General features: G+C 48.9%; 6 protein-coding genes. All 6 read right to left on the bottom strand.

From position 1 onward, the window contains the following. Positions 1–112: 112 nt before the first annotated feature. The 6 genes from CMR00_06595 to CMR00_06620 all read right to left on the bottom strand — a co-directional run bounded on the left by CMR00_06595 (position 113) and on the right by CMR00_06620 (position 12991). Positions 113–2296 carry a phosphohydrolase gene (locus tag CMR00_06595; GenBank protein PIO48151.1) on the bottom strand — a complete coding sequence of 728 codons (2184 nt, stop codon included), beginning with the start codon at positions 2294–2296 and terminating at the stop codon, positions 113–115. Between the two features lie 178 nt (positions 2297–2474). After that, entirely contained in the window at positions 2475–3881 is a 1407-nt protein-coding gene (locus CMR00_06600) for a tRNA uridine-5-carboxymethylaminomethyl(34) synthesis GTPase MnmE (protein ID PIO48127.1), read from the bottom strand. A 90-nt stretch (positions 3882–3971) separates the two neighbouring features. Continuing rightward, positions 3972–7106: a hypothetical protein gene (locus tag CMR00_06605; protein PIO48128.1), complete on the bottom strand. Its 3135-nt coding sequence runs from the start codon at positions 7104–7106 to the stop codon at positions 3972–3974. 384 nt (positions 7107–7490) lie between these two features. Beyond that, complete coding sequence (locus CMR00_06610; protein PIO48129.1) at positions 7491–8138, bottom strand: hypothetical protein; 648 nt, start codon at positions 8136–8138, stop codon at positions 7491–7493. A gap of 133 nt (positions 8139–8271) precedes the next feature. Beyond that, positions 8272–8688 (bottom strand): hypothetical protein, encoded by a 417-nt coding sequence (locus tag CMR00_06615; GenBank protein PIO48130.1) that lies wholly within the window; start codon positions 8686–8688, stop codon positions 8272–8274. A gap of 259 nt (positions 8689–8947) precedes the next feature. Then, on the bottom strand, positions 8948–12991 hold the full coding sequence (locus tag CMR00_06620; protein PIO48131.1) for a hypothetical protein: 4044 nt from the start codon (positions 12989–12991) through the stop codon (positions 8948–8950). Positions 12992–13040: the final 49 nt, after the last annotated feature.

A 13040-nucleotide genomic window follows, 5' to 3' on the forward strand; every position in this document is an offset into this window, starting at 1 on the left:
TGTTTTCACAGAAAGTAACATACCAACTTTGCTAAAAATTGCAAATCGTTTGCATCTTTAAAATAGCACACATCATCTATGCTATGCGGTAGTGAATGTTCAATACATGGCTTTAAGCATTCGAGAAGCGCTCCACCGTGAAGACGCCATCAATACGCTTGATTTTTTCGACTAAGCGGCTCAGATGGGCAATATCTTTGACATAGACCACGACGGTGCCTTCAAATATGCCGTCTTTAGCGTTGAGTGCAATGCTGCGGATATTGGTATCGGTTTTGAGGATAGCTTGCGTGATAGCGTTCGTCATTCCGATTTTGTCTTCGCCAAAGATACGCAGCCCTGCCAGAAATTCGTTGGTTGCACTGGCGCGCCAGTTTACAGAGACGAGTTTGCCGCTCTTGACAATATGCTCATTGTTGATGTTGCGGCAATTGCGCCGATGAATTTTGACGACCCCGCCAGCTGTAACAATTCCAATAATCTCATCTCCGGGCACAGGATTGCAGCATTTTGCATATGCGTAAGCAATGCCGTCCATGCCTTCAATAATTACGGCATCGCGCGACTTCTCGGTGAGTAGTGCTCGTGTTTGGCGCGCATCTTTGAGAAAGTCTGTGTACTGAATGATAGGTTTTTCAGGTTTCTGCTCTGGATGTGCTAGTTCGCTCAGGGCTTTTTCAGCATTGATTTCTTTTGCACCTATTGCTCGAAAGAAGTCTGCGACAGTTGCTAGCCCATGGTGCTTTGCGAGTCGCGCCAAATCACTTTCACTGAATACTCGTTTTGTTTTCTCTACAAGTTTTGACCATAGTGTACGTCCTTCTTCAATTTGCGCACGCCGTTCTTCATTGAGAAACTGACGGATTTTGAGTTTTGCTTTGTGTGTAACAACGAATTTTTCCCAGTCCGCTTTCGGTGTTTGATTTTTAGATGTGATGATTTCGACTTGGTCACCAGATTTTAATTTGGTGTGCAGCGCCACGATTTTACCGTTGACTTTTGCCCCAATGCAGCGCATGCCGATTTCCGTATGAATCTCAAATGCAAAGTCAACAGGGGTAGCGTTGCGCGGCAAGACTTTCATGTCGCCTTTTGGTGTAAAGACATAAATCTCATCTTGGTAGAGATTCATTCGGAAGCCTTCCATGAAGGCGGCAGCGGAGTCTGCATTTTCAATCAATTCGCGTGCCCAGCGAATTAGTGAATCAATGGCTTCATCTTTAGTGCTGACTTTTTCTTTGTAGCGCCAATGCGCGGCTACACCGTTTTCAGCAAACTCGTGCATTTTGCGTGTGCGTATCTGTACCTCAACCATCCTGCCTTTCGGGCCGATAATCGTGGTATGCAATGATTGATAGCCGTTATGTTTTGGCACTGAGATGTAGTCTTTGAAGCGCTCTGGCACCGGCTGGAAAATCTGCGTGATGTAGCCATAGACACTGAAACACTCTGAGGCATCATCGGAATTGAGTATGATACGAATGCCATAGAGATCGTATATTTCTTCGAGCGATTTGCCCTGACTGCGCATCTTATTGTAAATCGAGAAGAGATGCTTGGGGCGACCGCTGATTTCGAAGTCGAACCCACGTTTGCGCAGTTCTTTTTCAATTGGCTGCATGACAGTCTCAAGGTAAGCCATGCGGTCAGCACGCGTTAGCTTGAGTGCCTCAACCAGATCGTCATAGGCTTCTCGATCAAGGTATTTGAAAGCCAGATTTTCGAGCTCGATTTTGATTTTGCCTAGTCCAAAGCGGTGCGCAAAAGGGGCATAGATGTCACGCGTCTCGGTAGCGATTTTGACTTGTCGGTGCGGCGGCAAGGCGTCCAGCGTGCGCATGTTGTGCAAGCGGTCGCAGAACTTGATGAGAATGACGCGAATGTCGTGAATCATCGAAAGCAGCATCTTACGAAAACTCTCTGCTTCCTTGATTTCACGGTTTGCAAAAATGTCCGAGATTTTCGTTAGCCCTTCGACAATTGTAGCTACTTCTTCACCAAACTCATCTCGAATGTCATCAATTGTGTATTCCGTATCCTCGACCACATCGTGCAAGAGCGCCGCTGCCACGGAGACATCATCGAGGGGAATTTCTTCGAGCATAATTTTGGCAACCTCGACGGGGTGATAAAAATACGGCTCGCCTGAGGCACGTTTTTCTGCGCTGTGCGCCCGATAGCAAAGAAAAAATGCCTTGCGAATGAGCGTTTCATCATATCGCTGCAACTTGGTTTTGCATAACTGCAAAATTTCATTGAGCTTAAGATAGTGCTCTTCCTCAATTTGAACGATCATTGCCATACTCTCAACAAAGTTAAGTTTACTTCACCCGAAGCACGCTCTTAATAGTTTAACGAATCGTTTGACTTGTAGTTTTTTGGAGCGTAACTTGTAATAAATGCAATTCGAGCGTGAAAACCAATTCTGCAAGCTCGACGGACTTGTCTCGTAGTGCTGACCTCTCAGACTTGGTTCACTTACCGATACAAAAACGGGAAAAAATGTTGTTCAAGATGTCGTCTGTTGAAACTTTGCCTGTTATGGCGCCAATGTATTCCAGCGCATCACGCAAATCGAATGCAATCAGTTCAGTTGGGGCTTGGTGTTGCAGTTGCACTTCCGCTTGCTCCAAACTTTGTAGTGCTTTGCAAATCGCCTCGTAATGGCGCAGATTTGTGAGCATAATACTGCCTTCTGCGCGTGTCTCTGCACCAAGCGCACAGGATTTCATTTTCTGCTTCAACTCTGCAACACCTTCCCTTGTCTGCGCCGAAATTTTTAGCGTGTCTATGTTCTCTATGTTTAAGTTTGCCGCATTGCCTTTGTCTATCTTATTGAGCACAAGTATGATCTTTGCATCAGGATTTTTTTCCCTCAGCATTTCTATAGCCTTGACTTCATCGTCATGGATAGGTATTGAGGCATCGACAAGATAGAGAATCAAATCTGCCTCTTCGATTTTTTCGTAGCTACGTCGAATGCCTTCGCTTTCGATTTGGTCAGACGTTGGGCGTAAGCCGGCAGTGTCAATGAGTTTGAAGAGTACGCCATCAATGACAAAACTTTCCTCGATGTAGTCGCGTGTTGTGCCTGCTACATCGCTCACAATCGCTCGCTCTTTGCCCAGCAGTGCATTGAGCAATGTGGATTTACCTGCATTCGGCTTTCCTACGATGGCAGTACGCACACCTTCTTGCACCAATTTTCCGAACTTGAACGAATACGCAAGCTCAATCAAACTTGCTTTTAACTCTTGCATTTTGGCTTGAAGCTCCGTGCGACTTTGAAACTCCACATCTTCTTCACTGAAGTCTAATTCCAGTTCGAGCATGGCGCATGCATTGAGCAGGTCTTCACGCAAGGCAGAGAGCTTTTTAGAGAGATCTCCTTTGAGATGCAAGAGTGCAGAACGATAGGCGGCAACGGTCTTGGCGTGAATCATCTCGCCAATAGCTTCAGCTTGCACAAGGTCAATGCGTCCGTTGAGAAAGGCGCGACGCGTAAATTCTCCGGGCTCTGCTAAACGACACCCTGCATGCAGTAAGGTTTCCAGCACCGTTTGCGTTACAATCACGCCGCCATGGCAATTGAACTCGACGGAATCTTCCATCGTGAAACTGCGTGGCGACTTATAGACAATCGCCATGACTTCATCGATCAGTTCGCCTTGTTCATCTACGATGTAGCCATAGTGCGCTGTGTGCGATGGTGCTTTCAGAAATGAAAATGTGCTATCACCAGCTTTGCGAAAGACTTTATTTGCAATGTGCAAGACGCTCTCTCCACTCATGCGCACAATTGCAATTGCACTTTCACCGACAGCTGTTGCAATTGCAGCAATGGGTTCTTGCTGCACAATGTGGATTTGATTTGCTGACATGTTGCCCTAAACCGTTGAACTTTGAAGATAACGAAAAGCGCCGTTTGCACTGCCGCTCTCTCCTGTGGATTTTTCTTCGTTGGTTTGAGCTTATTTAATCAGCATCATTTTTCTGGTTTCTGCAAAATTGCCGGCTTGCAAACGATAGAGGTAAATTCCAGTTGTCAGGTTCTGTGCATTAAATGTTACACGATAGCGCCCTGCTGCTTGCCGAGCACTCACCAGCGTAGTGACTTCACGACCGAGCAGGTCATAGACTTTAAGCACTACTTCGCTTGCGGTTGGCAGCTCATAGACGATGGCTGTACTTGGGTTAAAAGGATTAGGATAATTTTGCCAGAGTGCAAACTGATGTGGCACTTCGATCGAGAGATCGCGTTCAATGCGCAGCACGCCGAATGTTGCCGTTGTATCAGCCATCAATGTGCCAGAAGTTGCAACCAAGCGGAAGTTACCTGCGGCACTGATACGTAAGCTATCAAATGTCGCTCGCCCTTGCACTGCAGGGCGCGTTGTATTGCCCACAAGTGAGCCTGTGCCAATCAGCGCAATTGTAACGCTGCCAGTGAAGCTTGTGTCGCGCACTGTGTCGGCATGCACGGCATCAACAAAGAATGTAGGAATTACAACATTTTGACGTGCTGAAGTTGGTGCATTTACAAAGCGCAAGCGTGTAGCTGGTGAAGTAATGGTAATTACTGGCGAATTTGCTGTTGGCAGTCCTGTTGCTGAAGCTGTCAGCGTAACTTGACCAGCAGCATTGACACGCACGCTGTCAAAGAGTGCTTCGCCCCGCACAGCCGCTTTACTTAGCACACCTGAGAGCGTCTGAAGTTCAACTTCATGCGGCAGTGCTGCATTTGAACGCAGCCCAATTGTGATAACGCCTGTAAAACTTGTATCCACGGTGTTGTCGGGTCGACGTGCTTGTATGCGGAATGCTGTTAGAAATTGACCGACTCTGCCTGTTGCTGGCACGTTGACAAATGCCAATTGAGAGGCGCGCGCCAAGATGGCAATGGTGTTGCTGGTTGCGCTGGTCAGTCCAGTTGCTACCGCACGCAAAGTGTAATTTCCAGCTTGACTTAGCGTAATGTTATCAAATGTTGCTACGCCGTCTACGGCTGCCTTTGTGAGTGTGCCACCGAGGGTACCGGGACCGCTTGCACGCTCCAGTGTGATATTGCCGGTGAAGTTTGTTGCAAGGCTATTGTCTGCGCGGCGGGCTTGTACGACAATTGGTGCAAGTGGCAGCGTGGCTGTGCCTGTTGCAGGAACGCTTGCAAAAGCTAACCGTGTCGCTGGCGGCGGCGCTGGCGTTACACTTGCCCAAGTTTGACCGACGCGAATTTCATCGATTTCAATGTTGCCTGTGTTCGTACCTTGACGAATCGCGATGCTTGCAGCTTGAGTGATTGTGGCGTTTCCAGCATTGTTTGTGATAGCGCCGCTGGGTTCACTGCCCGCGAAGTTTGTTGTCGGGTTAATCCACAGACTGGCTACCCCAGAAGCAAAATCGTACTTTACCACAATGAAGTGTGTTTGTCCAATCGCCAAGTTTGCAGTGCTAAAGGTTGGATTGGTTGTGGTGGTTGCCCCTCGATTTGCTACACCAAGCTGCACGGTGGCACTTGCTGCGCCGCGCCGAATGTTCAGGCGTGCGAAAAATGAGCCGACGCTTGTAGCGCTTGCTGTGCCTAAGTGCATGAAGAAATCCCCACTTGCGTTGGTATTTGCCGCCAAGCCTACGCTATCTATGACTTTGATAAGTGCAGAATAGTAAATCGCACCTGATGTCGCTGGCACAAAGCCACGATGGACGTCTTCATCATTGCCGCGCACAATCTGCACACGATTGCCTTGTGGCAATGCCAGTTGGGGATAAGAAAGGCTATTGCCCACATCACTGGCTGTGGTGAGAAATGCAATTTGCCCCGATGTGCCGCTGTGTGTTGTCCAGTTTGGGCTTGCATTTAGTGCACCTGTGCCCACAAATGGCTCATAAATCGGTGAAAAGGCTGGTTGCACGGCAAACGGCGCACTTGTACCCGGCGTGAGGTTATCGCCAGAGGTGCGTGTTGCTGTAAGGGTTACATTTGTTGCAGCAGGGCTTAGTGTTACACCTGAAATCGTGATGGTGTTCTGTCCTGCAGGAATTGTGCCTGTTGTTGTACCTCCGATTGTACTTCCTGTAGCTGAGAGCACGATGCCTGTCGCTGCCAGCACATTTGTCGGCTGGTTTGAGGCGTTTTGGGCTTGCACCGTTACGCTGAACGGTTGTCCTGCTATCGGTGAAGCCGGCGTGATGGTGGTGATGGCAAGTTTTGTCGGACCTAATGGTGCAATGTTAATAGTGCTGCTTGTTGCCGGCGTGAGCGAACCGCTTGAAGCGCTTAGGGTGTAAGCACCTGCGGCATCGAAACGAATATCATTGAAGGTGGCAACGCCATTTACAGCTGTGCGCACAAGCGTACCTAATACATTGCCCGGACCACTGGCTTTGGATAGTGTGATATTGCCTGAAAAACCTGTTACCACTTGATTGTTTGCGGCTCTTGCTTCAACCGTGAAGGCTGGAAGATTGGTATTGACCGTACCTGATGCTGGGACATTTACAAAGGCTAATTGTGTAGCGGCTGCACTTTGTGAAAGCCCTTGCACAATTACATCATCGAGGCGGTAATTTCCTGTTCCTGCAATCTGTGTGTAGGTCCAGCGCAAGTGCAACTTTGGTTGATTAGCTGCAGCTGCAGGCAATTGAATTGCTACGCCTGCATTGACCAATTGCCAAGTACTATTATTTGGCACTTGCGTGTAATTGACACTATTCCACTGCACGCTATCGATGCTCCATTCAAATGTTACATCGTTTGTGAAGGTAGCCGTACGGCGCGCTCCCCAAATGACGCGAATATCAGAAAATCCTATGGTTGAAATGGCTGGAGAAATCAAACTGATTGTGTTTGCTGCACTGCTGTTGACGATGACCAGATTGTTATTGCCAGAGGCAGCTGTTGTGGGAGTTGCACCCGTGTAGGTGTAAGCACTTGAGGGTGAACTTGTTGAAGTTTGCCACTGTGTTGTCAGTGTCGATACCCAGCCTGTCGGCAAGTCGGGCGGTGAAGGCGTATCGAAGTTTTCGTAGAAGATTCGGGTTTGAGCAAGGAGTGTTGCACTTTGTAGCAGTATCGCAACGATAAGTCCGAAGGTGAGGCGTGTAAGCATCGTACCAGATGTTTAAGTTGACAACGTTTCTTTGCTTTGAGGAAAAAACTTTCAGCTATAGTAACATAAGTAAAACCGTGACATCGTTTTTAGCCGTTTTTGGCAAAAGTTTCCCCTTCTGATAGCACTATAAAACACAATGGGCGCTCTCAGGACGCCTTCTGCATTGACCTGATTTTCTACAGCTAAAGATGGACCTTAGCAACATTTTGTTCAATATCGCTAATTCTATCACTGCGGTTAGTTTTTTGAGAGGAATTCAGGGCGTCATGCAAAAAGGTCGTCTCTTGGCAGAGAGGTATTGAGGTTTTGAGCGATGGAGAAGTCGTTGCTATTGTATGCCATGCAGCTTGCAGGTGTGCATCTTTGTGGGAGAGTGCGCCACTAAAGTTTATGGCTATACCCTACGCAGGCAAAGCCCTTATGCTTTGTGCTGCTACCGATGCTGCTACAACTCATGCCATTCCAGCGCGCAATGCGGCTTGCATTTACACTGCCTGCCTGTGTGAAAAAGCCCCCAATGTAAAAGCCACCGTTATAGCCTGCGAAGGCAGAGACAATGTTATCGACGCCGTTGTCTGAGCCAGTACCAACGCTGTTCCAACTCGTGCCATCCCAGCGCGCAATGTTGCTTGCATTCATGCTGCCTACCGCTGTGAAAGAGCCTCCTACATATAGTTCACCATTGTGGACTGCAAGGACTCGAACAAATGGATCACTTCCACCACTCACTCCGTTGTCCGCACCCGTGCCGACGCTGTTCCAATTTGTGCCATCCCAGCGTGCAATGCGGTTTGCACTGTTACCCCCCGCCTTTCTGAAATCGCCGCCTACATAGAGCTCGCTGTTATAGACCGCCAGCGTATTGACCGCGCCGTTTACGCCGTTTGATGAGCCTTTGCCAGCGCTGTTCCAATTCGTCCCGTTCCAGCGCGCAATGTTATTTGCACTGATGCCACCTGCTGATGTGAAAATGCCTCCGACATAGAGTTCATTGTTATACACTGCAAGCGCAAAGACTTCATTATTCATGCCACTGCCAGCGCTATTCCAACTCGTCCCGTTCCAGCGCGCAATGTTATTTGCACTGATGCCCCCGCCTCCGTGAATGACCCTCCCACATACAGCTCACCATTATAGACCATAAGCGCATTGACAGAGCCATTTACTCCGTTACTTTTCTGTATGCCGACACTGTTCCAACTCGTCCCATTCCAGCGCGCAATGTTATTTGCACTGATGCCCCCGCCTCCGTGAATGACCCTCCCACATACAGCTCACCATTATAGACCGCAAGAGCGAGGACAGATGGGAAATCTATTCCACCGACTCCAGTGCCAACGCTATTCCAAGTGCTTTTGGTCGTGTTGTGCATTTGTGTGTTGCCTTTTTGCACTGCGCGTGGCGTGCTGCTTACATCTATGCACAATTCGTAGCCATTCAGGCTATAGCTGCCGTTGCGCTCTAAACGCAGTGTACCATCTAGACTCAAAATCTCGCGCACAGAAGGTTGTGTAGAAACTTGGGCTAGCACTATGTTTGCTATCATGAAAAGTGCCGCAAAAAGAAGTGCTCGCTTCATAATTACTTCTCATTGTTTAATTGGCAAGAATTATCATCCGTTGCTCTATACATCATGGACTTGCACGAGAAGCAACGGTGTAATGTAGATGGTGAGAAGTTAAACAGCGTAAGGGAAAATTAAAATGTGAGGAAGCGGAATGAAGACATGCGGAGTTTGTTTGCACTCTCATTCAAGTAAAGCAAAGCCACCAAAACAAAAGAGGCGAGATATCTCTCGCCCCTAGCTAATTTACTTAGACTCTATTCCATACCTGCTCTTACTTTACCAGCATCATCTTTTTCGTCTGCTGAAAACCGGGTGCTCGCAAGGTGTAGAAATACACACCACTACCTAAATTTTGAGCTGTAAATCGATAGAGGTTCTCGCCTACTCTGGCTTGAAGCTGCTCTTGCATCACCACTCTACCTAACACATCTGTGATGATCAGTGTAGCCGCCCCTGCCTGCTTCATCGTGAAGCGAATCACGGTGCTGGGGTTAAATGGATTCGGATAGTTCTGCTCCAGCGCATACTCATACACGCGTGCTTGTACTGGCTCACGCACCTCTACCGTCACTGTCTGCGCATAGTCATGCACGGCGCCATCCACATCCACTGAACGCAAACGGTAGGTATAGCGCTTGCCAGCTTCCACAGTGGCATCCAAAAACGCATAGTTTGTTGTACTGCTGCTTGTGCCTTTGCCTCGCAGTTCGGGTGAGAATTGATAGCTGGCTATCGTTACAAACTCGTCATCATTTTCGCTGCGGCGCACTTCAAAGCCCGCGTTGTTGCGTTCCGAGGCGGTTTGCCATGTCAGACGCACGCCGCTTGCTGTGGCGTTGCCGGTAAATGCCGTCAGTTCAACGGGCAAGGGATTGTCGCTTTCGCTTGAGAGTGAGAACTCTGAGAAGCCACTGAATCCTTCAGCTGTGATGAGTGAGGCAGTTGAGCTTGCATTAGCTTGAATTACAGTTGCACCTACCCAAGTGCCGCTGCCGGTTGCACGGCGAATAATGCGCACCGTCGTTGGGTTATTGATACCCGATATGCCAGCCGTATTCAGGGAAAGGTTGTAGGTGCCTGTGGGGTTGCCGGTCTGATTGATGGTCCAGAAGCCATCACGCCAGATATTGGTGAGCCCCAAGGAACTCAAGCCTGTGGTGCCGGGGTCGCTGCTGTTGAAGAACGCTGTGAGCACAGGATTTGTACCGCCCGGTGCTGTGGTGAAAGTTACAGTTGCGCTGCGGTTGTCTGTACTCGTACCGATTGGGAAGAGATATGACGGCGTGCCTGTGCTTTGAATTGCACGCACAAATGTACCATTGAAGGTGTGGCCTGTCCCAGTTACCGCTCCGGGCGCAGAGTTATTGACGCGCAGTGTTTTTCCATTAAGGTTGATGACATCATTGAGCGTTAGCGTGCCTGTGTTTGTGATGCTAACATTAGACGCTGCAGTTACGGAAGTTGCAATCGGTAGTGTTTGGTAATTACCTGCAATTTGTCCCGCATTGAAGTTGAAGCGTGCCATCACTGGCAAGTGGTCTGATGTGGTTGTCAGGTAGTTTGGAATGTCTTCGTTGGCATAAACCACGCGCGTACCACCGGGAATGTATTGAGAGAACAGTTCATCTGAGATCATGATGTGGTCAATCATGTTATCAAATGATAGGAACGAGCGCAGTCCAGCATTACTAAGCACATCGCTAATCACACGGAAATTGCTTGGATCATTGACATAAGCATAGTAACTGCTTTCCGTGAATCCCGGTGGTCGCCCGAATGGATTATTTGCAACGGTCTCGTCCACATCATCATTGTAGTCGCCCAGCATCACGATATCAGCATCAGGAAATTGTGCAAGTAGTGAATCTCTCAAGACCTCGACATCATAGCGGCGCATATTGTAGCGCTGGTCGGTTGCACTTTCTGTTCCATTTGCTCTGGCATGGATGCTAATGAAGTGCATTCGCTTGGTGATGCTACCGATTGTTACATCTGCGACCATGAGGTAGGGGAATCGTCCGCTTGCCCAGTAGCGCGTTAAATCGCCGCCGGGGTAGCCGGGTAGCGAATAGCCCGGCTGCGCATAAGGTGGTGGTGCACTGGTTGTGCTTACCCCTTCTGTGAGCAATGCACGGAAGGAAATTGGATTGACTACTGCGGTACGCCAGATGAATCCCACGCGCTGACCATCAGCTGCATCATACGATTGCGAGGTGAAAGGCGACAGGCTACCAGCAAAAGTGCCCGGTGCTGTCGCTGCATTGAGTGCGGCAATCAAATTGTTGAACGCCCCAACATTTGCAATTTCATTAACACCAATAATATCCGCTTGGCTGTTGAGAATCACATCGCGCACATTTTGCAGTTGCAAGGCTTCGTCGCTTGGTCCCTGAGTTGTGCTACCAAACCACTCAATGTTCCAGGTCATCACATCCAGCGTGCTTGATGTTGGCAAGGAAGAGCCCGATAGATATCCAACCTGCGTATTGATACTACTGCCACTGACAAATGAGATGCGCCCTGAAAAGGCATTTGCTACTGTTGGACTAAAGCGCACATAGAGCGTATTGAATGCTGCCGCTTCAGTGGGCGTGTAGGTTAGCACGCTTGAGTATGTGATTCCATCTTTTGAAATCTGAAACTGTGGTGGGGCAGTAACAGTGAGGTTTGTCGTGATATCGGTTGCTGCAAAAAGAAAGGTCTTCGGTGCGGAGTTTGCGCCTACATTTACAAAGCCGAAGTGCAAGTTTGTCATGCCAGTTACTGTTGTCCCAAACGCTGGCGGCGGTGGCGAGGCCTGGTTGGTCAGAGCAAAATCATCAATAGTCCACTCTGCTGCACCTGCGGTCGTAGAAGAAATATATCGGAATGCTATGCGTGTCTGCGTGCTCTTGTAGGGCGATAGGTTAATCCCAGTGGATTGTTGCCAGAACCCTGTGCCAGTTGGGAACTTGCCATTGAGCCGCGTCCAAGTGGTTGTAGTTGGATCGCCAGTGTAATTGGTTGTTACATAGAGCTCCAGTTGCGGCAGTGCCCCATTGAAGAATGCGCGAGAGAAAAATGACAAAATTGGAAAATTATAGGGCGTAAGATCAAAGGCGGGCGAAATCAGCCAATCTTCATTGTTTTGTGGACCACTGGAAAATCCATTCATTCGAACTGCACCTGGCATGCTATTGACGCGGTTCGAAGGCTCTGGCGGCGAGGTGATATGCGTCCAGACTTGTGCGCCTACCACGCTTACAGCCGTCCATCCTGCTGGTAGCCCCGGACCATCAAACGGTTCTACAATGTTGAGCGGGTCGGTTGTGGTAAAACTCCATGTGCCGCTGCCTGTGATACCTGCAAAATTATTGCCTGCTAAATCCTTAATTGCACCAGCTGCAATTTCTACATAGTAGCCAGTCGTTCCAGCAAAGGTGCCGCTCGGATCGATTGTAAGCACGGCACCTGAGACACTTGCACGGCTGTCGGTAACATCAAATTGTTCGAAAATGCTGTTGTCGCTGGTGCGGCGAATCGTGATGTTGCCTGTGCCCTTTTGAATAGGTTCATCAAATGTGGCCACAAGGTTAGCGTTCAAACTAACATTTGTGGCATTATTTGCTGGATTCAGCGATGCAATGGTAGGTGGTGTCGTATCAGCGCCCCACGATAGTTGCACGTCGTCAATCCCCGTTGAAGGGCGGTTACCGCTCCCTGTTGTGTTAGAGAGCGTTACAATTCGAATCCAGACTGGACCTGATTGGTTGTCGAGTGCAGCGCCGAAGTTAACGGTTACCGTTGTGTTTGTAAAACTTGAACCGCCTGTTGTTAGTGTCGCTGGTGTTGTGGTCGCTGGGGTGAAGGTTGTTGGTGTTGCACCAAAGCCGTAGTCGACTATCCATGTCGCTGTGCGTGGCGACGTGATGTCTAAAGACTGTAGTTTAAATGAGAGCGTAAAACTGCTTTTGCCTGTTGTGTTTGCGATTTGCAGCACAAAGGCTGCGCCTATGTCGCCAAATGCTGCGGTTTGCCGCACGCCCAGTGCGCGGTCAGTAGCGCTGGCTTGTTCAGAAGCTGTAGCAGATGAACTCAAAGCGTCTGCCGAGGCATAGTTATTGAACCGTCCTGTGGTATTACTCCATGCGGTTGCTGTTGTGGTCAGGGGTTGAATTGTGCCTAATGCTGTTGCGGAAGCCCCTGTGCGCACGGTCCAGCCAACGGGCAATCCACTCCCGATACCATCAAATGTTTCAGTGTAAGGTGAGGAACTTGGCAAGTTTACCTGTGCTTGTGCCGATGCACCAGAGATGCTAAGCAGCACTATGCACATCCAGAGTATGTTTTTTTCATGAGTTTTTTACAGCGCAGTTTAGTGTGAA

This window comes from [Chlorobium] sp. 445, assembly GCA_002763895.1.
Lineage (GTDB): Bacteria > Bacteroidota > Chlorobiia > Chlorobiales > Thermochlorobacteraceae > Thermochlorobacter.

What these genes read in the sequence shown, in the direction of transcription:
- CMR00_06595 (PIO48151.1), bottom strand. Translation starts at nt 2,296, where the DNA reads ATGATCGTTCAAATTGAGGAAGAGCACTATCTTAAGCTCAATGAAATT.
- CMR00_06600 (PIO48127.1), bottom strand. Translation starts at nt 3,881, where the DNA reads ATGTCAGCAAATCAAATCCACATTGTGCAGCAAGAACCCATTGCTGCA.
- CMR00_06605 (PIO48128.1), bottom strand. Translation starts at nt 7,106, where the DNA reads ATGCTTACACGCCTCACCTTCGGACTTATCGTTGCGATACTGCTACAA.
- CMR00_06610 (PIO48129.1), bottom strand. Translation starts at nt 8,138, where the DNA reads ATGAATAATGAAGTCTTTGCGCTTGCAGTGTATAACAATGAACTCTAT.
- CMR00_06615 (PIO48130.1), bottom strand. Translation starts at nt 8,688, where the DNA reads ATGAAGCGAGCACTTCTTTTTGCGGCACTTTTCATGATAGCAAACATA.
- CMR00_06620 (PIO48131.1), bottom strand. Translation starts at nt 12,991, where the DNA reads ATGTGCATAGTGCTGCTTAGCATCTCTGGTGCATCGGCACAAGCACAG.